Here is a 23,034-nt window from a genome sequence, read left to right on the forward strand (position 1 = left end):
CTCGACGGTCCCGGAAGGCCGTCGCCACAGCCACACGGGGCCGGCGCTCAACCGGGTGAGCGGGCGAGGGTTGCGATCCTCGACGGTGCCCGAAGGGCCGTCGGCACGGCCGCCTGGTGAGGGACCAGCGCCCCCTCGAATGGTTGCGATCCTCGACGGCCCCGGGGGGCCGTCGCCGTCACCGGTACCACCTGGGAGCTGCTGAAATCGCCATGACATCCTGCGCAGGCGCAGGCATGATCAACAGGGGTGGCGGCGCTCGCCCTCGGAACAAGGAGGAAGCCATGGTGGACATGGGGCTGGGGCGGGAGGGCACCTTCTGCTGGATGGACGTCAAGACCCGCGACGTGGCGGGCACCGGCGCCTTCCTGACCGAGGTGTTCGGCTGGAGCGCCGCGGTCGACGAGAGCGACTGGAGGCGCGCCACCACCGTGTCCGCGAAGGGGCGGCCGGTCGGCACCCTCAGCGACCTCTCCCTACCCGTGTATCCGCCCGGCACCCCGGCTCACGCCGCGTTCTACCTGCGGGTCACCGACGTCGACCGGCGGGCGCGAGCCGCGGCCGCCGCCGGGGGCCGGGTCCTGCTGCCGCCGTTCGACGCGGGCGACCAGGGCCGGATCGCGACGCTCCTGGACGTCGCGGGGGCCGCGTTCTCCCTGTGGGAGCCGCCCGCCGACCGCGGCTGGCACTACCCGGACCGCACAGCGGGCCTGCCCGCGCGCATGGTCCTGGCGTGCGAAAGGCCGGCGGAGGCCGAGAAGTTCTACCGGGCCCTGCTCGGCGAGGCTCCCGCCCGGTGCGACTTCGTCGCGGGCGCACACCCCGGCCCGGCGCAGTGGCAGTGCACGATCTCAGTGGACGACCCCGCGGCGGTGGCGGACCGGGCCCGCCGCCTGGCCCCCGCGACGAACCCGCCCGGAAAGCCGGAAGTGAGCACTCCCGAAGGCGTCACCTTCGCCCTGACACCGACCGCCGCCGAGAACTGACCCGCGCCGCAGTCACCGTGCTTCGGGCCAGAGCCTGAAGACGCCGTGGCCGCCGGTCTCATCCCAGGTGGTGGACCAGTCCGCAACGTGGGCGCCCGCGGGGGACGTCCAGGTGGCGGGAAGGTCTCCGGCCGCCTCGTTCGTGCGGGCTCCCGCCGCACGAGCGATGACCGTCAGCCTGCTGATCCTGTCCCGGTAGAACTTCTCGAACCACACAGGGGGCTGCTGCGGCACGACCGCGGCAGCAGCGGCGGCTCCACCGCCAGCGTTGTGATCAGTCCGAACCATCGACGACCTTCCCGACTCATAGCCCCGTCCTTCCTCGCCCGTCCCCCCGGGCCTCATCCCTCTAGGACCCGCCGACCGCGCATGTGTGAAGGACGATCTCAAGATTCTTTCCGGGCCTGCCCGCGCGGAAGGCGGGCAGGCCCGGAACGGCTAGCGCCGACGGGAGATCACAGCGATCGACGCGGCGGCCACGGCGCCGATGACGCCCGCGGCGACCGTGACCGCGACCGACTGCGTCGCCAGGTAGGCGGCGAGCAGCGTGCCGGCGACGCCGTTGAACAGCAGCAGCGATTCGGCCGTCACCGACCCCGAGCACATCACCGCCGCAGGGCCCTGCGCGGCGGCCTGCTGCGCCGCACCCCCGTCCGTCGCGGAGCGGGGGGTTGCGGGGGAGGACTCGTTACACACCGTGGGATCGTTCGTGCCGTCGGGCCGCGGCTGTCCGCGGCTCTCAACCTTTAAGGACCCCGCCCTGGCACGGATGTGAAAACCGCAGGTCACAGAGGCGGCAGAGACCAGCACGACATGCGAGGCGCGCGCGGGACCCAGCCAGCCCATCCCCATCAGCTTCCGGCGCTTCGCCCTTTGGCGGGGCGCTCCTTCCTTTCTGGAGGTCCCATGTCGAATCGTGCAGCAGTCCTCGATGAGCTGTTCGGGACGCTCTCCTCAAGCGTCGAGAGCGTGTTCTCCCTGATGGAGATCGCCGAGGACGAGATCACCGCCGCGCAGAAGCGGCACGGGGAGCAGCCCCCTGTCCGGGACGCGAGCGGCAAGGTCACCCGGTCCGGGCCGATCTGGAACTCCTTCGGGCTCCTGCGTCCGACCGGGCCCATGGCAGACCGTGCCCCCTTCGTCTACGAGTCGCACTGCCGCGAACTCCTCGACCGTGTCGCCCGCGGCCAGGACACACGCCTGCCGACCGACGCCGAGATGGTCCTGTCCCTGTCGGAGACCAGCCAGCTCGCTCCACTGCACGGCGCCGCCGCCGGCCTGTACCTGCGCCTGTTCCACCGCGCCTTCCCCGACCACGCCCACGACGTATCCGGCGAGGTCACCGTCGCCGACTACGAGCGGATGTACGGCAACCGCCTGGACGACCAGGAAGCCTTCCTGCTCCGCCAGCTGCGCCAGCCCTGGCGCGAAGCCGCCACGACCACGATCGGAACCGCCGCGTAAAACCAGGCCGACCTTCGGCTTCGGCCCGAGTTCGCTCCGCCCTTTAGCGCCCCGCCCTCCCGGCGGGGCGCTTCCTACTTTCAGGAAGACCACCCGAATTGATCGTCATCTCCCACACCTTCGAGACCGGCACCCTCATCTACGGCACCAGTCGCGGCGACGGCACCGGGAAGCTCATCCACGAGGCGGGGTTCCGGCCCTCGTCGTATCTGCCCGAGCACCCCGTTCACGGCGACGCCTACTGGTACATGGCCTCCACCCGACGCCACCTCGCCAAGACCTACAAGATCGACTCCTGCGCTGACGCGCTACGCGAGGCCGGATATGAGGTCACCGTCGAGATCGACCACACCACCCTGCCGACCACCCCCTACGCGGGCTTGGAGCGCGAGCGCTACAACCGCGCCGACGCCCGCACCAGCCGGTACAGCGAGTGGGCCGACAGCGCTTCGGCCACTGGCGAGCGGATCGTGGAGCAGGTTCGCGAGGAGCGCTCCCATATCCCTCTTGGCCAGCCCCACCTGATCGGCCACCACAGTTTCAAGAAGACCACGCGACAGGAGGAGCGGCGCAACACGCGGGAGGACCGCGGCTTCGAACACCTGCGGCGCGGGCGGCATTGGGCCGAGCGGGCGAAGACCGCCGCGAAATACCAGGCCGGGCGGGAGGCGATCGGAACGACCGCCCGCAGGATCGACAAGCTCGAAGCCGAAGTCCGCAAGCTGAAGCGGGAGATGCTCCCCCGGCAGGATTACTGGACGATCTGGCTGGGCGCGTTCGGATACGGAACCCAGCGCAAGACCTTCCGGGAGCGGTTCGCCGAGCTCCCCTCGGGATCGAAGGTCGTGTCCCTGGATCTCCCCCGGAACACCGCCCTCATGTCCATCGTCCGCAGCGAGCGCCTCCTCGCCGTCAACCAGGCACTCATCGCAATGCGCGAAGAAGAGATGGCCTACTGGCAGAAGGTCCTGGACGCCCGCCGCGCCGAGGAGGGCGTCCGCGTCTTCACGCTCGAGGACTTCGCCGTCGGCGACTTCGCCAAGATCGGCAAGCGCCACTACGAGATCATCCGCCGCAACCCCAAGACCCTCACCGTCATCTCCGGCGTCAACATCCACGGCCTGAAGATCGTGACGAAGGCCAACGCCCGCAACGCCCTCGGCGACCCCGGCTGGACCCAGACCATCCCCTACACCGAGGTCTCCGGCAAGCTCACCGCCAAGGAAGCACGCTCCCAGCACCCCGAAGTCTTCCAGGAGCATGCTCCCCAGGACGGGAGCGGGCCTGAGAACAGCGCGTGACCTCCGTCGGGCCACGACGAATGGCAGCGGACCGAGCGGCGGCACCTCCCGCCCCCTGCCGCTGTCCGAGCTGCGAAAGCGCGCGGCATGAACCCGCCCCAAGAGCATGCTCCCCTCACCGATCTGCCCGGAAGCACCCGTATGCATGACGCTCTCCCGACCGACCAGGCGACCACCGCGAACCGGGAGCACGCTCCCGACCAGCCGGGCCACGAGTCCGATCCGGTGGTGTGGCGGAGGATCACCGGGGACCACCTGATCCTGTGGGCGGCCTGCTGCTCCTTCGGCATGTCCACCAGCATCGCCGCGATGATCAGCTACAAGCACGCCCACCGCATCGCCGTCCGCTACGGCGAGACCGGCATTGACGCCGCCGCCCTCCCCCTCACCGTCGACGGACTCGTCGCCACCGCGTCCCTCGTCATCCTCTACCGCATCCGCAAAGGCCGCCGCCCGCCCTGGCACGCCTGGGCCCTCCTCATCGTCGCGGTCATCGCGACTGTCTGCGCGAACGTCGCCAACGGTCTCGCCCACGGCCCGGTCGGAGCCATCGTCGCCGGGTGGCCCGCCCTCGTCGCCGTCGGCAGCTTCGAACTCCTCATGCGCCTCCTACGCGACCGCCGCCACCATCGAGCACCCGTCAGCGACACCCCCGACGATCCGGCCCCGCACCATCCCGACAGCCCGCCCGAGCACGACGGGCTTGAGGAGCCTGACCCCGGCCCCGTCCCTGACCTCGCGCCCGACATCGTCGCCGCCGCCCTGCACTTCGCCACGGACCTCGCCGACGGGACGTGTCCGTCGATCCGGCGACTCAAACGTGAACTTCACATCGGCCATGCCAAAGCCTCCGCCATCCACCGCGCGCTCGCCGCCCGCCCATTCCCTCCCGAAGACCTCACGCCCGCAGCCTGACCACCTCCCGGGCCGTCCACCCCACCCCGCGGGGTCGGACGGCCCGATCCCCGCAGAAGGCACGAATGCGCCCCGCGAGCCCGCGCCCCCGCAAGCTGCTGTCCAACTCCAACCGCAACCTCGCCCGCGACGGCATCTGGTCCTGGACCATCCCCGCCCTCGCCGCCCGCCTCCCCGACGGCACCACCATCCGCACCTGCCCGGCCGCCGGAGTCTGCGCCCACATCTGCTACGCCCGCGCCGGAACCTACCGCTTCCCCACCGTCCGCGCCGCCCACCTGGCCAACCTGCTGTTCGTCCTCGAAGACCCGCCCGGGTGGGAGCAGGCGATGAACGCCGAGCTGTCCCGCCCCGCCATGCGAGGCAAGAACGTCCGCATCCACGACGCCGGCGACTTCTTCTCCGACGACTACACCCGCGCCTGCAAGACATCCTCGACGCAGGCCACCACCCCCAAACCACCTCCGACCTCCTCGCCGTCCACGGCCCCACCCCCGTCGGCATGACCGCCAACAACATCCCCCACCTCAAAAAACGCCTCGGCAACCACAGCCTCGGCACCTGGCAGCACCACCACACCAGCCAGCGAACGCTCCGCCCCTCTACCTGGCCAACGGAGTTCGTGAGCTCCGTCAGCACCCACCGAATCACCTCCTCAGCGAGCGAACCCACAACAAGAACCTGAGCCGTGTCTTCTACGCCGACTCACCAACCCCAGCAGGCAACGCGGACCAGTGACTCAGTTAGGGGATCTTCAGTTCCGCGCAGATCGCCTCCGAGGTCACCGTCTGTGCCCACTTGCGGCCGCTTCACCCTCCGGACAGTGCTGGAGATTCCGTTCTATACCGCGAGAAAGGAGGACACCGATGTTGGCGACCACGTCCTAGACCGCATTCCGCCGATCAACATGAGGGAGCGCGTGGGCCCGCTCTACCGGATGGCCGGGCTCGACTCTGCTCTCTTGGAGGAAGACCTCCAGGAACCTGTTTCGCCGGTCCGACGCTGAACGCGGCTGTGGGGAATGGTCCAAGCTAGTCCATCCCCCTGAGCCCAGCTAGAGATGGTGTGTGAGCTGTCGTGCCAGATGCAGGGTCAGCACCTCGTGCGGCTGGTGGAGGGTGAGGAGGGGACGGGAGTCCGTTCCGTCGGGGGCGCAGGTGTGGAGGGTTTCGCTGTGGGGGGATGAGCGTTCGCTGTAGATGACGCGATGGAAGGGGGCGGCGCCGTAGAAGGCCATGCTCTGGCGGAGTTGATGTTGTTGGCCGGTGTGGGGGTCGGCGGTGTGTTGGGTGCCTTCGTAGGCGTGCTCGAAAACGAGGGTGTGGTCGTCGGCCCAGACGTTTCCGCCTCGGGGCATGATCGTCAGGGGATAACAGGAGACGAGGGATCCTGAGTTGTCGAAGACGAGGGTTTTCGCTTCGTGGTCCTGGGTTTCATCGTCTTCGTACAGGCACGTGAAGGCGATAAGGGATCCGTCAGGGGACCATGCGGGACGGATCGAGGTGTCAGACCCTTCATCCGGGTCCAACCACAATCTGCGACGGGTTCCGTCGGGGAAATCCATGAGGTCGAAATAGTCACACTCCGGGTCCGAGCCCAGGATCGCGATTCGGGTGCCGTCGGAGGAAAGGGCCGCCTGATTGTCCACTTCTCCCGACTCCCTGGGTAGCTGGTGCTCGGAGCCGTCGGACAAGCGGAGCAGACGTAGAGGGCCGGGCTTCTGCCAGGGCGGCGGGTTATCGCGAACTATGAGGTGCCGGCCGTCATCGGTCAAGGACATGACGGCCTGGCCAGTGCGCGGGAGCGGAAGAAGCAGGGGTTCCTCGGAGGACGGCTCGAAACCGATGACGTCCGTGGTCCGCAGGTCAGTTGGAACCACCAGGACCGCCGACACCTGATCCGTCCACCTCCTGGTCAGCCCGTTCAAGTCGATATCCAGGTGAGAGCCGAACATTTGTCATCAACCTCATCATCATGAGCGGGATCCGGAGCTCAAAATACAGCGATGAGAGGTGTCCGCGAGCAAGGCGCAACGTCGGGACTACTCGCATTTGCGTACGCATGATGCACATCACCATATAAATGATGATCTTTACCTGATTATCTCATGAGCATCGTCGCATGTCGGTGACCATGGGAGCTGTCTTGCAGACCAGCGATCGAAACTTGGCCCGGTTCTCCGTCGTCCTTATCCTCTCACCGGTGGCCGGCTTGTTGGCACCGATATCCTTCCCGGCATTGATCGGACGCGCGGTTGCCAATCCAGCATACAGCCCATGCCAGACAAATAGCCTATCCGCTAAATATTCATTTGCGGAACACAATTGCATTAATGGAAATTACTTGACATCCAGAAGATGAATAAGGCCCGGACCCGGCTGCCTGGAAGACAGAACCCCCGGTCCTCAGGGATACTACACTAAGGATCAGTGCCGGAATGGGAAAGCAACAGCGGCGGGCATCGAGGCAATCGGTCAGGCTAGGGCGATTGCGTGGCTCAACGAAAGCACTGGGACAGGCGGCGGCATTCACCCAAACATTCAATGGGAATTGAGCCTGAGGAACCCGACGTCCCGTCCAGATATTCTGATTTACAATAGCAGCGTTGGCAAATCAGAACAGACCTACGTTCAAATCATCGAGGCGAAGCTCTAGCAATCTAGATAGAGATCTAGCCACTCTCAACACTCAGCTGAGAAATCAAAAGACAGCACTGGAGAACCTTGGCTGGGTCAATGTCGGCCTGGGAAACGCCCTTCGCGGGTACGTTGACATTTTTTGGGTCGATCATGGTTGTGCTAAAAACCAAGTAGGTTTCAACATACGTTCGTATACTGCACATTCCCCGCAGCCGGGGCTACTCGAAATCAATGATATTTCGGTAGGCAAAAGCATCACATGCAGAGCTCCACAGCCGAACCTCCCAGACCCAGTCCCGGACCCGCTGCCCGAGCCCTATCTCGCGCCCCAGCCAGCGCCTCAACCCCTAGACTGGGTCACTGCTCCAGTTCCCATGCCGGTACCGTCGTTCCCGGACCTGCCAGGTATCATCGCGTCTGCGGCCACCGCAATATGGATCGAACTCATGGAAGCTGTAATGGTCGGCGCAGCGAATACTATTGGGCTCATCTATGACTTCTACGATTTTGTCGATTATTTCAAGGCTGCTTTTAGTGGTCGATGGGCTCAAATCTACGTTGAGCCGCATTTGGTGACACTCGACCGGCTACATTATGACATGCAGTCGGTTGGCGAGTTTGTTCTCGCGCGCTCCGAAGAGGATGAACTGGAGATTCAGGCCAGGTTCACCGAACGGCGTGACAACGTCTCGATTATTGACCGGGTTGCGATGTACGTCGAAGGTCACACCGTTGAACTCGGGAACAATCTTATCATTGACGGTCAGCCAATCGTGTTGAGTCACGGAGAATCGGTGCAGTTCGGCGGACTCACCGGTGTGCTGCGCAGCGGCGATAGCTACTACGTGATCTGGAACGGTTTGGAAGGAGGCATTTTCCGCTGGGACGGGCAGTGCTGTCACGCAGGATTGGCTTTTCCGAACTATCGTCCGAGCGACCTAGTCGGCCTGCTCGGCGACTACGACGGCAACCCCAAGAACGACCTTAAGCTCAGCGACGGCACCCAACTCCCTTCCGACGCTGATCCTGCGACGATCCACGGCGACTTCGCCGACTCATGGCGTATCACCGATGCCACCTCCCTGTTCACCTATCCGACCGGACAGGGAACGGCGGACTTCACCGACCTCGCGTTCCCCGAGGAAATCATCACCGTCCATGATTTGTCGCCTGAGGACTTCGCCGCCGCGAGTACCGCCTGTGAGGCTCAAGCGGTCTTCGCCGGCCCTCAGTTCAACGCATGTGTGCTGGACGTTGCTCTCACAGCGGATATCTCCTTCGCCGAGCAGGCCGCAGCGCAAAAGGGCCCGACCTTTGATCCGGTGGCGATGAGCGTGGACCAGGCGGGTAACCTCTCATTGGACTTCGAATCGACTCTGTCGGCCAATGTGGCCCCCTCCTGCGTGTCCCAGGACAGTCTGACAACGAGCTACGCGGGGACTTTCACCGGCTCTGAGACCTACCGCCTGTACACGCCACAGCTTCCCGCTCACGAAGGCGGCACAGTCGAGTTTGACTTGCTCACCTTCGGTGATTGGGCCGCTGACTCCAACGAGGAGACGATCAAGGTTACCGTCGATCGCGGGAACCCCACCGCGATCGACGTCTCAGAGTTGACGCCGGTTGGCGGAGGCATGCTGCAAAGCGGTGTTTCCTTCGCGAAGTACCAGGTGATGGTCCCGTTCACCCATGTGGGCAAGCAACTAGAGGTTCTCATCTCGTCTTCCGGTGTAACAGGGCTGTCCGGTGAGGGTTTTGGCATCGATAATCTCCTCCTTGAGACACCGATCGTCTCGCCCCAGGTCCATCAGGCGCTCTTGCCCTTCTCCTCTGACGATGCTGCGCCGGGTGACGGAGCGGGCAATTTGGACAATGGCGCCGCAGTAGATGAATATGTCTTCGAACTCGAAGAGACAACCGCTGTCTACCTGGGACTCACCGAGTGCTCCAGCCTCGGGTTCGCCCTCAACTGGCGTCTGCTGAACGATGCCGGAACTGCTGTCGATTCAGGATATTGTGGAAACACTATTCTGCCGAACCTCGCGGCTGGCGGGTACCGCCTGATCATCGATTCATTCCATGGCCTCTCCGGAACATACCACCTAGTCCTCAACGAAATTCCTACTACCACCGCTGCGGTAACGCTCGACGGACCTGCTGTTTCCATCGAGACAACGGCACCCGGGCAACAGCACACCTGGACCTTCACCGGCACGGCCGGGCAGCGTGTGTTCCTCAACTTCTCGGGCGGAACTTTCTCCAGCTCGCCCTGGGCGACTGCATCGCTGCTCGACCCCTCAGGAAACGCGCTCGCATCCAATCGCGCATGCAGTGCCTCGTGTAAAATCGATGCCACGGAACTACCCACCACGGGAACGTACCGTGTCGTGTTCGATCCTGACAGAGCTGTCGTTGGGTCGGTTGCCCTCATGGCCACCGAAGTCCCGACCGACGCCGTTCAACAGCTCTCCATTGACGGTTCCACGGCGGAGCTCACCACCGCCGCCGCAGGGCAGAACGGCCGGTGGCTTTTCAGCGGCGCGGCCGGCCAGAAGGTCTCGCTCGTCTTCACCGGGGGCACGTTCGAAAGTCTCGTTCATGCCTCGGTCTCGCTGATCGCGCCTGACGGGACACGTATAGGCCGACGGGTCTACTGTGGACAGTCATGCTTCTTCGATCCGACGACACTCCCCCAAACGGGGATGTACACCGTCGAGTTCGATCCGGAGACCGATACAGCGGGCGGCCTCACCGCACAGGTAACGACTGCAGGTCCGGTCACGGCCGCACTGACTCTCGGAGGACCTAAGGTACCGCTGACGATCTCCGTGCCAGGGCAAACCGCCGAATGGACATTCGCCGGTACAGCAGGCCAGTCGGTGAGTATCGGCTTCACCGATGGCACGTTCGGTGTAGGGCCGGCTGCGAGCGTCTCCGTCGCAGCCCCTGACGGCACTCCTCTCGTCTCCGGTAGATACTGCGGCACGTCCTGCGCGATCTCCTCACTCCTGCTCCCAGCGACCGGGACCTACAGCGTCATCTTCGACCCCTACCTGCATTACACGGGTTCTCTCACCGCGAAGCTCGATGTGGGTGCCGTCATCCAAGGCACCTCGATCGGAGGACCCGCTACCACGGTGTCCATCACTACCGCAGGTCAGAGCGGGGGCTGGGCTTTCAACGGAACCACCGGCCAGACCGTCTCCTTCGGCCTTTCCGGAGGAACCTTCGTCAGCGCCTACAACACGAAGGTCTCCGTCGTGGCACCTGATGAGACGGTCCGCGGTACCCCGCTAGGAGGCGGTCATCAGCATGACGCGTGGCGTTCCGGGGGCCGAGAGGCTCTGGAGTGTGGATGAGGTGTCGGAGTTCCTGCATGGGATTCCGGTGGCGACGCCGTACAGGTGGACGCACCTGGGAGAGGGGCCGAAGGGAAGGAAGATCGGGAGGCATCTGCGGTATCGGCCGGAGGACGTCAGGGCCTGGGTGGAGGCGCAGGGCTGACGTGGGGCGGACGAAGGATCTGTGGACCCGGCAGGAGAAGAACGCGAGTGGGAAGGCCGTCAAGGTTCGGCTGAACCGGTGGGGGTCGGGGAAGCGGTGGCTTGCCTGCTGGGCCGGGCCGCATGGGCGGGAGGTCACACACCAAGGTCGCCGCGGACCGGCACTGGAAGGCCATGGAGACCGACCAGGCTCGCGGGGAGTACATCGACCCGGATGTCGGCCTGGTGCTGTTCGGGGAACTCGGGTCGAAGTGGCTTCGGTCGCAGGTGATGGATCCGTCGTCAGAACTGCGGTACGAGTCGCTCTACCGGTTGCACGTCGAGGCTCGGTTCGGCAGACAGCCGGTGAGCGCCATCAAGGCATCGGACGTTCAGGAATGGATCGCCGACCTCAGCGGAAGGTTCGACAACTCGACCGTCTCCGGCGCCTTCCACATCCTGCAGGGGGTGCTCGCCCTCGCCGTCGCGGACGAGAAGATCAAGCGGAGCCCCACGAAGTCCTCGATCGTGAAGGTGCCGAAGCGGCAGGCCAAGGAGATCGTCGCGTGGTCGGAGCACCGGGTCCACCGACTCATCGGCGGAACCGGTTGTCACGATGCGTCCCGGGTCGCAAGCTCCCGGCCGATTACCACTGTGCGTGACCACAGCCGGGTTCGGCGAGTCCCTGCTCCGAGCCCGATCCGAAGCGATGCTCGTTCTCGTCCGGAACAGGGACGGAACAAGATCGCTTGTACGGCTTTTTGATCTTGTGAGAAACGCGTCGCGCCCCCGGCCAGGGTGGTGGTCGGGGGCGCGTTTGTGGTGGTCGGGCTAGCGGACGGGGAGGCCCGTGATGGCTCGGCCGATGACGAGGCGCTGGATTTCGGAGGTGCCTTCGAAGATGGTGAAGATCTTGGAGTCGCGGTGCATGCGTTCTACGGGGTAGTCGCGGGTGTAGCCGTTGCCGCCGAGGATCTGGATGGCTTCTTCGGTGACGCGGACCGCGGTTTCTGAGGCGTGGAGTTTGGCCATGGAGCCTTCGGCGTTGTGGAAGGGGAGGCCCTGGCGGGCCATCCATGAGGCGCGCCAGATGAGGAGGCGTGAGGCGTCGACGCGGAGCTTCATGTCGGCGAGCTTGAAGGCGATGGCCTGGAAGTCGCCGATCTTGCGGCCGAACTGCTCGCGCTCGCGGGCGTAGTCGAGGGCGTAGTCGTAGGCGGCGCGGGCGACGCCGAGTGCCATCGCGCCGACGGTCGGGCGGGTGGTCTCGAAGGTCTTCATGGCGGCCTGGCCGCCGGCCTTCACGCCCTCGCGGACCCTGGCGACGCGGGCGTCGAACTTCTCCTTGCCGCCGATGAGCAGACGGCCCGGGATGCGCACGTCGTCCAGGACGACCTCGGCGGTGTGCGAGGCGCGGATGCCGTGCTTCTTGAACTTCTGGCCCTGCGAGAAGCCCGGGGTGTTCGGCGGGATGATGAACGACGCCTGGCCGCGCGAGCCGAGCTCGGGGTGGACTGACGCGACGACGATGTGGACCTCGGCGATGCCCCCGTTGGTCGCCCAGGTCTTGGTGCCGTTCAGCACCCACTCGTCGGACGCCTCGTCGTAGACGGCCCTGCAGCGGATCGAGCCGACGTCGGAGCCCGCGCCGGGCTCGGAGGCGCAGAACGCGCCGAGCTTGACGTCGTCGGGGGTGCCGAACATCTGCGGCGCCCACTCGGCGATCTGCTCGGGCGTGCCGGTCGCGGCCAGCGACGCCGCCGCCAGGCCCGTGCCGGTGATCGCGAGCGCGATGCCGGCGTCGCCCCAGTACAGCTCCTCGAAGGTGACGGGGATGCCGAGCCCCGACTCCTCGAAGGACTGGGTCGCGAAGAAGTCAAGGGAGTACAGGCCGATCTTGGCGGCCTCCTGGATGATCGGCCAGGGAGTCTCCTCCCGCTCGTCCCACTCCTCGGCCGCCGGGCGGATGACGTCGCGGGCGAACTCGTGGCACCAGGTCTGGGCGTCCCGGACGTCCTCGGTGAGCTCAAGGGAGAAGCTCTTCGCTGCGTCGGACATGGTGTAGGTCCCCTTGGATTAGCCGTCCAATGAAATGTGTTACCCACGGTAGCACCCATGGGTTACCCACGAGTAGGCCAAGACCGCGGCCGCAACCTCGCCGTGACCATACTCACAGAAAAGGCCCCGCGCACCGGGCTCGCCCGGCCCGCGGGGCCTATGCGCACGGACTAGCGGGCGGTGAGCACGTAGTCCTCGATCTCGATCATCGGTGGGCGTTCGCCCACCGTGGCGTCACGGTCGGACGGGAGGTAGCCCTGGGCGTCCCTGCGGAACTGGGTGAGGGTCGGGGCCGGGGCGGACAGCGGCATCATGAGGCCGTGCCTGTCGAGGCGCGACCAGGCGGCCTGGAGGATCTGGGCGGACATGGCGGCCAGGACGTCGGTCGGCTGGTGGGAGTGCTCCCGGACGCCGAGGTCGACCTGGGCGAGCCCGTCGAGGCCGACGAGTTCGTAGGCGTCGAGCAGGAGCCCGAGTTCCACGCCGTAGCCGGTGACGAACGGCAGCCGTTCCAGCAGGGCGCGGCGGCCCGCGTACTCCCCGCCGAGGGGCTGGACGATCCCGGCGAGCTTCGGCCAGTGCAGGTTCAGCAGCGGCCTGGCGACGAGTTCGGTGACGCGTCCGCCGCCCGCGAAGGACTCTTCGGCGCCGTTGTAAGGACGGTCGTAGCACGCTTTCACGTAGGAGACCGAGGGATCGGACAGCAGCGGTCCGAGGAGACCCGTCACGAAGGTCGACGAGAAGTTCAGCAGGTCGGCGTCCACGAAGACCACGAGGTCCCCCGTGGTGACGGCCAGCGACTTCCACAGCGCCTCGCCTTTGCCGGACAGGGACGGCAGTTTGGGCAGGATGGAATCCTGGGCGAAGACCTTCGCCCCGGCCGCGGCGGCGACCGCCGCGGTGTCGTCGGCGGAACGCGAGTCGATGACGACGATCTCGTCCACCAACGGGGCTCGTTCGACGAGGTCTCGGCGGATGGCCGAGACGATCGTCCCCACGGTGTCCTGCTCGTCGCGCGCGGGCAGTACGACGCTCACCGTGGTCGAGCCCTTCAAGCCAAGCAGGGTTTCGACCGGCCAGTCCGCGGCGGAGCCGGACCGGCGGTGGAGCCAGTCCGATGCTTCAGCGAGCACAGCACCCTCCTCTCCTGAAAAGGAACACCGCGGGCATCCCCGATCATCCACCCGCATATACGGAGGCAGGGAGACCGACCCCTGAACTTAACCGGGCGAAACATGGAGTTCACAGGCGGGGTCGATCGGTGTGAAGTGGAACGATCCGCACGCGCCGGGAGGTTCCGGGCGTCAGTCGGTGCTGTGCTTGTCCAGGAACATGTAGACGTCGGCCTCGTCCACGCCCGGGAACGCGCCGGGCGGCAGCACCGACAGGACGTGCGAGTGGGCCCGCGCCGACGGCCACACCTGCCCTTCCCAACGCTGGGCAAGGTCGGGGGGTGGGAGCCGGCAGCAGTCGCCGTCAGGGCATGAGGACTTGACGCGGTTGGACGTCTCACGGCCGCGGAACCAGCGCGAGTCCTCGAACCGGACACCCAGCGTGATCGCGAAGTCACGCTCATGCGACGGGTCGATGTGCGAAAGGCACCAGTACGTCCCGGTCGGGGTGTCGGTGTACTGGTAGAAGACCGAGAAGCGGTCGTCGCTGTTGAAGACCCTGCGGCCGCCCCACTGCCGGCACATCCGCTGGCCCTCGATCGCGCCGTCCTCGTCGGCGGGGAAGATCAGGCCGTCGGTGGCGTACGCCTTGTAGATCGTGCCGCTCTCGTCGTTCTTGGTGAAGTGGCAGCGCAGGTCGAGGTGCTGGGTGGCGATGTTGGTGAACCGGTGGGCGGCCATCTCGTAGGAGACGGAGAAGATGTCCGCGAGGTCCTCCACCGACAGCTCACGGTTGGCCTTGGCGTCCTGGAGGTACGGGACGACGGTCGTCTCGGGGATCAGGGTCGCGGCAGCGAAGTAGTTGGCTTCGACGCGCTGGCGCAGGAAGTCAGCGAAGTCGCGCGGCACGGAGTGGCCGAGGGCGACGTGGCCGAGGGTCTGCAGCAGGATCGTGCGCGGCGTGTGCATGCCGAGCTGTTCGCGCTCCAGGTAGATCCGCCGGTTGCGCTGGTCGGTGATCGACCTGACGGACCGGGGAAGGTCCTGCACGTAACGCAGCGAGTACCCGAAGTGCTGGACGAGCGACATCAGCATGCCCTGCGACAGCGCGCCCGACTTGTACCCGACGGATTCGAGGGTCCGCCGCGCGACCTGCTCGATGTCGCCGAAGTAGTTGCCCCTGTCGTGCATCTTGCGGCGCAGCTCGGCGTTGGCGATCCGCGCCTCCTCCGGGGAGGCCGTCGGCTTGGTGCGGGAGCGCTTGAGCTCGTCGTAGAGGCCGAGGAGGTGCTCCAGGACGTCGTTGGGCAGCCTCTTGGACGCCTTCAGGTACGGGAGCCCCAGGGAGGTGTAGATCGGGTCCCGCTGGGCCTCCTCGAGCGCGATCTCGAGCTGCGCGCGGCGCGAAGGGGCCTCTCTTTGAAGAAGTTCCTCGACCGGGACGCCGAGGGCGTGGGCGAGGCTCTGGAGCAGTGAGAGCTTGGGTTCGCGCTTGCCGTTCTCCAGCAGGGACAGCTGGGACGGTGCCCTGCCGACTCGTTCTCCCAGCTCAGACAGGGTAAGACCACGCTGACGGCGGAGGTGTCGGAGACGCTGACCGAACACGGAAAGGTCTACACCACTCGACAAGTTCAGCGGTTCTTCACTTCGCAAGGTCGCCACGGCTTGATACTAGCGCAAAAACGGCAGAACTTTCTGTTACTTGCTGGTAGAAGCTTGATGTCAAGAGATGCACACTCGAAGACATAGCACCCAGGGGACGACAAACGAGGGAGCAAGACAATGACTGAGGGTCGCCTCAAGGGCGCAGCGGAAGAGCTGCAGAACGCCTGGAACACCGACGAGCGCTGGAAGGGCATCGAGCGGACCTACACGGCCGAGGATGTCGTCAAGCTGCGCGGCTCCGTCCAGGAGGAGCACACCCTGGCCAAGCTGGGCGCGGAGCGCCTGTGGAAGCTGCTGCACGAGGAGGACTACGTCCACGCCCTCGGCGCGCTGACCGGCAACCAGGCCGTCCAGCAGATCAAGGCGGGCCTCAAGGCCATCTACCTGTCGGGCTGGCAGGTCGCCGGCGACGCGAACCTCGCGGGCCAGACCTACCCCGACCAGTCGATCTACCCGGCCAACTCGGTCCCCGCGGTCGTCCGCCGGATCAACAACGCGCTGCTGCGCGCCGACCAGATCACCTGGTCCGAGGGCGCCGAGGACGCGCCGCACTGGCTCGCCCCGATCGTCGCGGACGCCGAGGCCGGCTTCGGCGGCGTGCTCAACGCCTACGAGCTGATGAAGGGCATGATCGCCTCCGGCGCGGCGGGCGTCCACTGGGAGGACCAGCTGGCCTCCGAGAAGAAGTGCGGCCACCTGGGCGGCAAGGTCCTCATCCCGACCGGCCAGCACATCAAGACCCTGAACTCGGCGCGCCTGGCGGCCGACGTCTCTGGCGTCCCGACCCTGGTGATCGCGCGGACCGACGCTGAGGCCGCGACCCTCATCACCACCGACGTGGACGAGCGCGACCGCCCCTTCATCACGGGCGAGCGCACCGCCGAGGGCTTCTACCGGGTCCGCAACGGCGTCGAGCCCTGCATCGCCCGCGCGCTGGCCTACGCGCCGTACTCCGACCTCATCTGGATGGAGACCGGCACCCCGGACCTCGAGCTTGCCCGCAAGTTCGCCGAGGCCGTCAAGGCCGAGTACCCGGACCAGATGCTGGCCTACAACTGCTCGCCTTCCTTCAACTGGAAGAAGCACCTGGACGACGCGACCATCGCCAAGTTCCAGCGCGAGCTCGGCCACATGGGCTTCAAGTTCCAGTTCATCACGCTGGCCGGCTTCCACGCGCTCAACTACTCCATGTTCGACCTGGCGCACGGCTACGCCCGCGAGGGCATGACCGCCTACGTCGACCTGCAGGAGCGCGAGTTCGCCAGCGAGGCGCGCGGCTACACCGCCACCAAGCACCAGCGCGAGGTCGGCACCGGCTACTTCGACCTGGTGTCCACCGCGATCAACCCGAACAGCTCGACCACCGCCTACAAGGGCTCCACCGAGGACGAGCAGTTCCACTAGGCCGACCGGCTGAGACCAACTGAAGACCATCCCGCAGGGCCCACCCACCCTGGGATGGACACCGACACGCGCGGCGACTCCCCCTCCACCGCGCGCGTCCCCTGAGAGGGGCCCTTCCGGACCGTGCATCCGGGAGGGCCCCTCGTCCGTTGTAGGGGACCCGTTGTGTGACGGGGCCCGTCGGGCGCCGCTGGGCTATGTTGGAAGGTCTGTGCCCGGCTCCGGTGGGGACCCATGACCTACGCGCTCGTCTGCTGGTTCTCCTTCCGCAGGAACGCCTCGTACCGTCTTGCGGCTCTTGGCGAGGCCGTCTCGAACACGCTTTTCGGCTTCATCCGGGCATACGTGCTGATCGCGCTGTGGGAGTACCGGCCGGGGCTCGGCGGCTACACCGTCGCCGACGCGATCACGTTCAGCTTCCTCACGCAGGCGCTGATCGGGCCCGTCCAGATCTTCGGCGGGCTCGATCTTGCCGAGCGCGTCAGGACCGGGGACGTGGCGATCGACCTGCACCGGCCCGCCGACCTGCAGCTGTGGTGGCTCGCCGACGACCTCGGCCGCGCCGCGTTCACCCTCGTCGCGCGCGGCGCGCTGCCGATGGCGGCGGGCTGGCTCGCGTTCGGGATCGTCCTGCCCGACGGGCCCGCGCGCTGGGCGGCGTTCCTCGGCACGCTCGTCCTCGCGGTCCTGGTGAGCTTCGCGCTGCGCTACCTGGTGGCCCTCACCGTCTTCTGGATCCATGACGCCCGGGGCGTCGAGGGGCTGGCGATGGTCTGCTCGCTGTTCTTCTCCGGGATGATCCTTCCGCTCGTCGTCTTCCCCGGCCTGCTCGGCGACGTCGCCAGGGCGCTGCCGTGGGCCGCGCTCATCCAGGTGCCCGCCGACGTGTTCCTCGGCAAGGTCACCGGATGGGCGCTCGTGCAGGCGTACGCGTTCCAGGCGGCCTGGGCGGTGGTGCTGCTGGGGCTCGGCCGCGCGCTGACGGGGGCCGCCCATCGGAAGCTGGTGATCCAGGGTGGCTAGCGCCCGGCTCGCCTGGACGTGGGCGCTGCTCGCGTGGACGTGGACGCGGGCCGCCGCGCAGTACCCGGTGACGATGGTGACGATGATCGGCGGCGCGGCGGTCAGCACGTCGCTCGACCTCGTCGCGATCGTCATCCTGTTCACGCACATGCCCGTGCTCGGCGGGCTTTCCGCGGCGCAGGCCGGGTTCCTGTACGGGGCGTGCCAGTTGTCGTTCACGTTCAGCGACGTGGCCGTCGGGTCGGCGGACCGGCTCGGGCGTCACATCCGGGCGGGGTCGCTGGACACGATGCTGATCCGGCCGGTGGGCCCGCTCGTCCAGCTGGCGACCGAGGACTTCTCGCCGCGCAAGCTCGGCAGGCTGCTGCCGGCCACGACCGTGCTGGTGTGGAGCATCCTGCGGCTCGACCTCACGCCGCTCGACGTGCTGCTGACCGCGGTGATGGTCGTCAATGGGGCCGTGCTGTTCGGGGCGCTGTGGGTGCTCGCGGCGTCGGTGCAGTTCGTGCTGGTCAACGGGCACGAGGCGACCAAGGCGGTGACGTGGGGAGGGGTCTTCATGGCGCAGCATCCGATGTCGCTGTACGGCAGGGACTTCATGCGCGCGCTTACGTTCACGATCCCTTTGGCGTTCGTGAACTGGCAGCCGTCGCTGTACATCCTCGGCCACCCCGACCCGCTCGGGCTGCCGTCCTTCGTCAGGTTCCTGGGGCCCGTGGTGACCGCCGTCCTGTGCCTCGCGGCGGTCCTCGCCTGGCGCGCCGGCCTGCGCAGATACACCTCAACGGGGAGCTGACGGACGGCGGCGCGGCGACCACAGAGCAGAGATCATAGACCTGTGTCAAATCACCCTAATTAGCGGTATTTAGCCACTAAAGAGCACTATGACCTGCAAAATCCTTCGCGGAGCAACATCTGGGCTTAGATGCCGATCTTGGCCTGATCCGGCCAACCCCGGCGGCGGGTGTGGTGCGCGGGGCAAGATGAGGGCACCATGTGCCTCGGACAGGCACGCCGTCGATCCGAGAATGTCCCTTTCGTGCCCATAGTCTTCCTGTGTATCGACCCCCTGACGAACGGCGGGAACTGCCCCGCTCTGTTCGTTGACCCTACGAGCGGCGACCTCCTGTTCCAGGGGGACGAGGAAACCGACGCCGAGACCCGCGCCCAGACCGCGCGACACAGCCCGATGGGCGAGCGCGAGACCATGGTCCGCATCCCGGCCCGCATGCGGAAGCTGATCCTGGAGGCCCTCAGTGCAGCTGAAAACGGCGACCTCGTCCGCTGACGCGCGGTCCTGTGTCCGTCGCGCAAGCCGGTGAGGGCGCCATGCCGCAGCGCCCATCCCCCTACCCACCCGCCCAGGCCGCACGTCAGGCGCTGGCCGACCGACTGCGCGAGATCCGGCTCGACGCCGGGCTGACCGCCGTCGCGCTCGCCGCCGCCGCGGGCTGGGACCGCACCCGCGTCTCCAAGATCGAGCACGGCGTGCGGGCCGCGACCCCCGAGGTGATCCGCGTGTGGTGCCGCGCCTGCGCCGCCGAGGAACGCGTCGAGGACCTGCTCGCCGAACTGCGCACCGCCGAGGGCGTGTACGTCGAGTGGAAGCGCACCCAGCGCGCTGGGCTGCGCCGTCTGCAGATCGCCAAGGTGCCGCTGTACGAGAAGACCGAACACCTGCGCGTCTACGCCTCCCAGGTGGTGCCGGGGATGCTCCAGACGCGCGGGTACGCGACCGCGCTGCTCACCTCGATCACCGAGCGGTTCGGCACCCCGAACGACGTCGCCCAGGCCGTCGACGCGCGGCTCGCCAGGCAGCGGGTGATGCGCGCGCCGGGGCGGCGGTTCACGTTCGTCCTGGAGGAGGCCGTGCTGTACTACGGGCACGGCGGGGCCGGGGGGATGCGGGAGCAGCTGGGGAGGCTGCTCGACGCGGTCGGCACGCCTAAGGTCTCGGTGCTGGTGATCCCGATGGGGGCGGACCGGGCCCGTCAGTGGGTGCTTGAGACGTTCATCCTCTATGACCGGGATCGGGTGGACGTCGAGTTGTTGTCGGCGGAGGTCGCGGTGACCACCCCGACCGAGGTTGCCCGCTATGAGGCTGCTTTCACGGATTTGTCCGCTATCGCGGTGCGAGACGAGGAGGCGCGGACCCTGATCGCCAGGGCACGGGACAGCTTCGACTGAACTTGAGGGGCCACACTTCGCCACACCCCCTCCGTAACGAAACGCCCAAAACCTAACGTTCTGGGTAATGCAGACATGCGCCGGAGAGGAGCCCCCCGTGCCCGACGCGCAAGCCGCCCGCAGACCGCTCGCCGGCGACCCGGGCAGCCGCCGCGCCGCCCTGGAAGGGCTCGCCACCCTCCTGCGCCGCCGCGGCTTCACCGTGCAGACCGCGCACTGGCACCTCACCGCAGTCCACACCGACGGCACCCCCCTCGAAGTCTGGTGCCACAGCCGCCCCGAGGACTCAGGCCGCCTCTGGTTCACCCACCCCGGCGGCACCCCCCTCGCCCCCGCCGACCACCCCGCCCAAGCCGCCACCCACCTCCTCACCACCCTCCCCAACACCAACCCCACCCCCTGACCGCGCCGGCCTGCCCTGCGGCATAGGGAGCCTCAGGCGAGCTCTCACCATTTGTCAGTCCATGCGGTAGCCGAGGAACAGGCATATACCGATCCAGCCCAGGCCCATGCCGACTGCCAGGGAATTCTTTAGCCCGGCCTTAGCCCTTGCCATCGCAGCGACCGAAATGCCCGTTAGTACCGATCGGACAGGGTAGAGCAGTAGATCATCACCGGATGGCGGGAATCCTTCCAAGAATTCTTTGAGGGCCGCCACTGCGATCGAAACCGCGAGGGCGGCGGTCCACACACGGGGCCGCATCCTGATTTCGCGGTCCACCGATTTCATGATGGACCCGCCCTTGCCGAATATGCCACGAACTGCGCTCACCATAACTATCGCAGAGACGATCACATTCGGAACATCGAAGACAAGGGTGACGATTTCATAGATCACAGCTACTCCATCACTCCATGGCCGACCCGGCATCATTGATGGGGGTTGGCGCTGCGCGCTACTCCGTATTCTTCTTGCTCAAAATACGAGTCCAAGCCGGTGATGTCGTTTCCCCTACCCCGCGCAGTCTTCGACGAGCCTAACGGCGTCCGCGCATCCCAGCACCCGACCGGACCGGCCTCGCCCTCGCCCCAGAAGGGCGGGTGGCCTTTGTGCTGTTCGTGGGGCTTGGGCTGACGGGGGTGGCCGGGGGTGTTTGCCGCTGCGTCGCCCTTGGTGGCGCGCTCGTTGGCTCGCTGTGTGGTGGGGGTGGGGGATAATAGGGGGGGTGGTCGGGGTCGGGTTCGAGGGGAGGGGGTTTGGTGATTTTGCTTGAGGGGGTTAGTAAGAGGTTTGAGAGTTATGAGAGGCGGGGGGTTTTGCGGCGGGATCGGAGGGTGGTTACGGCGGTTTCGGGGATGTCGTTTGAGGTGGGGGCTGGGGAGTTTGTGGGGTATTTGGGGCCTAACGGGGCGGGGAAGAGTACGACTATCAAGATGTTGACGGGGATTCTTTCGGCGTCGGAGGGGCGGGTTCGGGTGGTGGGGGTTGATCCGGCGCGGCGGAGGACGGAGTTGGCGCGGAGGATTGGGGTGGTGTTCGGGCAGCGGACTACACTTTGGTGGGATTTGCCGTTGCGGGATAGTTTTGAGTTGATTCGGCATCTTTATAAGGTGGATCGGGGGCGGTTTCGGCGGAGGCTTGGGGAACTGACTGAGTTGTTGGAGCTTGGGGGATTTCTTGGGACGCCGGTTCGGCAGCTGAGTCTTGGGCAGCGGATGCGGGGGGATCTGGCTGCTGCGTTGTTGCATTCGCCGGAACTGCTGGTGCTTGATGAGCCTACGATTGGGCTTGATGTGGTGAGCAAGGCTGCGGTTCGTGGGTTTTTGGGGAGGATCAATGCGGAGGAGGGGACTACTGTGCTGTTGACTACGCATGATCTTGGGGATATTGAGCGGCTTTGTCGGCGGGTGATGGTGATCGATCATGGGCGGTTGGCGTTTGACGGGACGCTTGATGAATTGCGGGCTACTGCGCCTGCTGATCGGACGCTTGTTGTGGATTTCGCGTCGGAGGGGGGTGTTGCGCCGGAGGGGGTGCGGGTTATTCGGCGGGAGGGGCCGCGGATGTATCTGGCGATTCCGCCTGAGGTGAGTGCGGCGGCCGTCGTCGCTGAGGTGGCGGCGGCGCATGATGTTGTGGACATCGCGCTGCGGGAGCCGGATATCGAGGACGTGGTGACGCGGCTGTATGGGCGGGGTGCCGCCGCGCCGGCCTGAGCGCGCTAGGGGCGGGGGCCGGTGATGCCGGTGAAGATGAGGTCGGTGACGAGGTCGATTGCCGCGTCGGCCGACAGGCGGGTGTGCTCGGGTTCGGTGAGCCAGGTCGCGTGGTACTCCGAGACGAGGGCCATCATCGCGCGGGCCAGGTCCTGTGGGGGGCCGGGGAGGGTGTGGCCGGCGGCGGAGACGTAGGCGAAGTGGCTGGCGAGGTCGGCGGCCAGGGGGGACATCAGGTCCCAGAGGCGGCGGGCGAAGCGGTCGTCCACGAGGGCGGCCTGGCGTAGTGCGGTCATGACGGCGGCGTGGTCTGTGGTGAAGTGCCAGGACTGGGCGACATGCCAGCGGACGGCGGCGCGGTCGGTGAAGTCGGGGCTGTGCGCGGGGTCGGCGATGACCTCGCGGTCGCCCTCGTCCATGAGGTCGTGGAGGAGGGCTTCGAGGAGGCGTTCCTTGTCGGCGAAGTGGCTGTAGAAGGAGCCCGCCGACCTTCCGGCCTCCGCGGTGATGTCGGTGATCTTGGTGTTGAGGTAGCCGACGCGGGCGAAGACGCGGACGGCCGCCTCCTTGAGCGCGCGCTCGGTCTGGGCGGCGCGCAGCTTGCGCACTCCCCCGGACGCGGTGTTCGCGGGCATCGGCCA

General features: G+C 66.6%; 23 protein-coding genes and 1 pseudogene. 16 read left to right on the forward strand and 8 right to left on the reverse strand.

Annotated elements, in window-relative coordinates; genetic code table 11:
* Nucleotides 1-284: 284 nt before the first annotated feature.
* Complete coding sequence (locus tag R9X44_RS11765) at nt 285-986, forward strand: VOC family protein (RefSeq protein ID WP_319814099.1); 702 nt, start codon at nt 285-287, stop codon at nt 984-986.
* A gap of 12 nt (nt 987-998) precedes the next feature.
* Here the strand turns inward: R9X44_RS11765 and R9X44_RS11770 are convergent, their stop codons facing one another.
* A complete protein-coding gene (locus tag R9X44_RS11770) occupies nt 999-1,202 on the reverse strand; it encodes a hypothetical protein (protein WP_319814100.1) in 204 nt (67 codons plus the stop codon).
* Nucleotides 1,203-1,424: 222 nt separating this feature from the next.
* Complete coding sequence (locus tag R9X44_RS11775; protein WP_319814101.1) at nt 1,425-1,682, reverse strand: hypothetical protein; 258 nt, start codon at nt 1,680-1,682, stop codon at nt 1,425-1,427.
* 210 nt (nt 1,683-1,892) lie between these two features.
* On the opposite strand from R9X44_RS11775, the gene R9X44_RS11780 reads away from it, so the two are divergent.
* The 5 genes and pseudogenes from R9X44_RS11780 to R9X44_RS11800 all read left to right on the forward strand — a co-directional run bounded on the left by R9X44_RS11780 (nt 1,893) and on the right by R9X44_RS11800 (nt 5,672).
* Nucleotides 1,893-2,450, forward strand: coding sequence for a hypothetical protein (locus R9X44_RS11780; protein WP_319814102.1), 558 nt, complete (start codon nt 1,893-1,895; stop codon nt 2,448-2,450).
* Nucleotides 2,451-2,548: 98 nt separating this feature from the next.
* Entirely contained in the window at nt 2,549-3,751 is a 1,203-nt protein-coding gene (locus R9X44_RS11785) for a DUF3560 domain-containing protein (RefSeq protein WP_319814103.1), read from the forward strand.
* Nucleotides 3,752-3,892: 141 nt separating this feature from the next.
* On the forward strand, nt 3,893-4,666 hold the full coding sequence (locus R9X44_RS11790) for a DUF2637 domain-containing protein (protein ID WP_319814104.1): 774 nt from the start codon (nt 3,893-3,895) through the stop codon (nt 4,664-4,666).
* Nucleotides 4,667-4,731: 65 nt separating this feature from the next.
* Nucleotides 4,732-5,351: pseudogene (locus R9X44_RS11795) on the forward strand (GP88 family protein).
* Between the two features lie 138 nt (nt 5,352-5,489).
* Entirely contained in the window at nt 5,490-5,672 is a 183-nt protein-coding gene (locus R9X44_RS11800; protein ID WP_319814106.1) for a hypothetical protein, read from the forward strand.
* Nucleotides 5,673-5,720: 48 nt separating this feature from the next.
* Here the strand turns inward: R9X44_RS11800 and R9X44_RS11805 are convergent, their stop codons facing one another.
* A complete protein-coding gene (locus tag R9X44_RS11805; RefSeq protein ID WP_319814107.1) occupies nt 5,721-6,620 on the reverse strand; it encodes a hypothetical protein in 900 nt (299 codons plus the stop codon).
* Between the two features lie 1,131 nt (nt 6,621-7,751).
* Between R9X44_RS11805 and R9X44_RS11810 the strand changes: the two genes are divergently transcribed.
* The 3 genes from R9X44_RS11810 (at nt 7,752) to R9X44_RS11820 (ending at nt 11,552) form a co-directional block, all read left to right on the forward strand.
* Nucleotides 7,752-10,664, forward strand: a complete 2,913-nt coding sequence (locus R9X44_RS11810) for a VWD domain-containing protein (RefSeq protein ID WP_319814108.1) — start codon at nt 7,752-7,754, stop codon at nt 10,662-10,664.
* Nucleotides 10,618-10,809 carry a helix-turn-helix domain-containing protein gene (locus R9X44_RS11815; RefSeq protein ID WP_319814109.1) on the forward strand — a complete coding sequence of 64 codons (192 nt, stop codon included), beginning with the start codon at nt 10,618-10,620 and terminating at the stop codon, nt 10,807-10,809. Before R9X44_RS11810 ends, R9X44_RS11815 begins: the two co-directional genes overlap by 47 nt.
* Nucleotides 10,810-10,982: 173 nt before the next feature.
* Nucleotides 10,983-11,552, forward strand: coding sequence for a hypothetical protein (locus R9X44_RS11820; protein WP_319814110.1), 570 nt, complete (start codon nt 10,983-10,985; stop codon nt 11,550-11,552).
* 66 nt (nt 11,553-11,618) lie between these two features.
* Here R9X44_RS11820 and R9X44_RS11825 read toward each other — a convergent pair whose 3' ends face one another.
* The 3 genes from R9X44_RS11825 to R9X44_RS11835 form a co-directional block, all read right to left on the reverse strand.
* A complete protein-coding gene (locus tag R9X44_RS11825; RefSeq protein ID WP_319814111.1) occupies nt 11,619-12,845 on the reverse strand; it encodes an acyl-CoA dehydrogenase family protein in 1,227 nt (408 codons plus the stop codon).
* 170 nt (nt 12,846-13,015) lie between these two features.
* Nucleotides 13,016-13,978 (reverse strand): glucosyl-3-phosphoglycerate synthase, encoded by a 963-nt coding sequence (locus R9X44_RS11830; protein WP_319814112.1) that lies wholly within the window; start codon nt 13,976-13,978, stop codon nt 13,016-13,018.
* Nucleotides 13,979-14,149: 171 nt separating this feature from the next.
* A complete protein-coding gene (locus R9X44_RS11835) occupies nt 14,150-15,562 on the reverse strand; it encodes a helix-turn-helix domain-containing protein (protein ID WP_413774932.1) in 1,413 nt (470 codons plus the stop codon).
* Nucleotides 15,563-15,739: 177 nt separating this feature from the next.
* On the opposite strand from R9X44_RS11835, the gene aceA reads away from it, so the two are divergent.
* The 6 genes from aceA to R9X44_RS11865 all read left to right on the forward strand — a co-directional run bounded on the left by aceA (nt 15,740) and on the right by R9X44_RS11865 (nt 20,639).
* Nucleotides 15,740-17,026, forward strand: coding sequence for an isocitrate lyase (gene aceA, locus R9X44_RS11840; protein ID WP_319814114.1), 1,287 nt, complete (start codon nt 15,740-15,742; stop codon nt 17,024-17,026).
* A 234-nt stretch (nt 17,027-17,260) separates the two neighbouring features.
* The gene (locus tag R9X44_RS11845) at nt 17,261-18,049 is read left to right on the forward strand and encodes an ABC transporter permease (RefSeq protein ID WP_319814115.1); all 789 of its coding nucleotides are present in this window, start codon (nt 17,261-17,263) and stop codon (nt 18,047-18,049) included.
* Nucleotides 18,042-18,845, forward strand: coding sequence for an ABC transporter permease (locus tag R9X44_RS11850; RefSeq protein WP_319814116.1), 804 nt, complete (start codon nt 18,042-18,044; stop codon nt 18,843-18,845). The genes R9X44_RS11845 and R9X44_RS11850 overlap by 8 nt, the downstream gene beginning before the upstream one ends.
* A gap of 243 nt (nt 18,846-19,088) precedes the next feature.
* On the forward strand, nt 19,089-19,337 hold the full coding sequence (locus tag R9X44_RS11855; RefSeq protein ID WP_319814117.1) for a hypothetical protein: 249 nt from the start codon (nt 19,089-19,091) through the stop codon (nt 19,335-19,337).
* A 41-nt stretch (nt 19,338-19,378) separates the two neighbouring features.
* A complete protein-coding gene (locus tag R9X44_RS11860) occupies nt 19,379-20,236 on the forward strand; it encodes a DUF5753 domain-containing protein (RefSeq protein ID WP_319814118.1) in 858 nt (285 codons plus the stop codon).
* Between the two features lie 97 nt (nt 20,237-20,333).
* Complete coding sequence (locus R9X44_RS11865; protein ID WP_319814119.1) at nt 20,334-20,639, forward strand: hypothetical protein; 306 nt, start codon at nt 20,334-20,336, stop codon at nt 20,637-20,639.
* Nucleotides 20,640-20,693: 54 nt separating this feature from the next.
* On the opposite strand, the gene R9X44_RS11870 is transcribed toward R9X44_RS11865, so the two are convergent.
* Complete coding sequence (locus R9X44_RS11870; protein WP_319814120.1) at nt 20,694-21,074, reverse strand: hypothetical protein; 381 nt, start codon at nt 21,072-21,074, stop codon at nt 20,694-20,696.
* A 362-nt stretch (nt 21,075-21,436) separates the two neighbouring features.
* Between R9X44_RS11870 and R9X44_RS11875 the strand changes: the two genes are divergently transcribed.
* Entirely contained in the window at nt 21,437-22,393 is a 957-nt protein-coding gene (locus R9X44_RS11875; protein ID WP_413774937.1) for an ATP-binding cassette domain-containing protein, read from the forward strand.
* A gap of 5 nt (nt 22,394-22,398) precedes the next feature.
* Here the strand turns inward: R9X44_RS11875 and R9X44_RS11880 are convergent, their stop codons facing one another.
* The gene (locus R9X44_RS11880) at nt 22,399-23,028 is read right to left on the reverse strand and encodes a TetR/AcrR family transcriptional regulator (RefSeq protein ID WP_319814121.1); all 630 of its coding nucleotides are present in this window, start codon (nt 23,026-23,028) and stop codon (nt 22,399-22,401) included.
* Between the last annotated feature and the right edge of the window lie 6 nt (nt 23,029-23,034).

The sequence above is a fragment of the Actinocorallia sp. A-T 12471 genome (genome assembly GCF_033875155.1).
In the GTDB taxonomy this organism is placed as follows: domain Bacteria; phylum Actinomycetota; class Actinomycetes; order Streptosporangiales; family Streptosporangiaceae; genus Actinocorallia.

Excerpts from the sequence above, each read along its gene's own strand:
- aceA (WP_319814114.1), top strand. The coding sequence starts at position 15,740 with ATGACTGAGGGTCGCCTCAAGGGCGCAGCGGAAGAGCTGCAGAACGCC.
- R9X44_RS11825 (WP_319814111.1), bottom strand. The coding sequence starts at position 12,845 with ATGTCCGACGCAGCGAAGAGCTTCTCCCTTGAGCTCACCGAGGACGTC.
- R9X44_RS11815 (WP_319814109.1), top strand. The coding sequence starts at position 10,618 with ATGACGCGTGGCGTTCCGGGGGCCGAGAGGCTCTGGAGTGTGGATGAG.
- R9X44_RS11805 (WP_319814107.1), bottom strand. The coding sequence starts at position 6,620 with ATGTTCGGCTCTCACCTGGATATCGACTTGAACGGGCTGACCAGGAGG.
- R9X44_RS11860 (WP_319814118.1), top strand. The coding sequence starts at position 19,379 with ATGCCGCAGCGCCCATCCCCCTACCCACCCGCCCAGGCCGCACGTCAG.
- R9X44_RS11765 (WP_319814099.1), top strand. The coding sequence starts at position 285 with ATGGTGGACATGGGGCTGGGGCGGGAGGGCACCTTCTGCTGGATGGAC.
- R9X44_RS11880 (WP_319814121.1), bottom strand. The coding sequence starts at position 23,028 with ATGCCCGCGAACACCGCGTCCGGGGGAGTGCGCAAGCTGCGCGCCGCC.
- R9X44_RS11790 (WP_319814104.1), top strand. The coding sequence starts at position 3,893 with ATGCATGACGCTCTCCCGACCGACCAGGCGACCACCGCGAACCGGGAG.
- R9X44_RS11845 (WP_319814115.1), top strand. The coding sequence starts at position 17,261 with ATGACCTACGCGCTCGTCTGCTGGTTCTCCTTCCGCAGGAACGCCTCG.
- R9X44_RS11780 (WP_319814102.1), top strand. The coding sequence starts at position 1,893 with ATGTCGAATCGTGCAGCAGTCCTCGATGAGCTGTTCGGGACGCTCTCC.
- R9X44_RS11820 (WP_319814110.1), top strand. The coding sequence starts at position 10,983 with ATGGAGACCGACCAGGCTCGCGGGGAGTACATCGACCCGGATGTCGGC.
- R9X44_RS11810 (WP_319814108.1), top strand. The coding sequence starts at position 7,752 with ATGGAAGCTGTAATGGTCGGCGCAGCGAATACTATTGGGCTCATCTAT.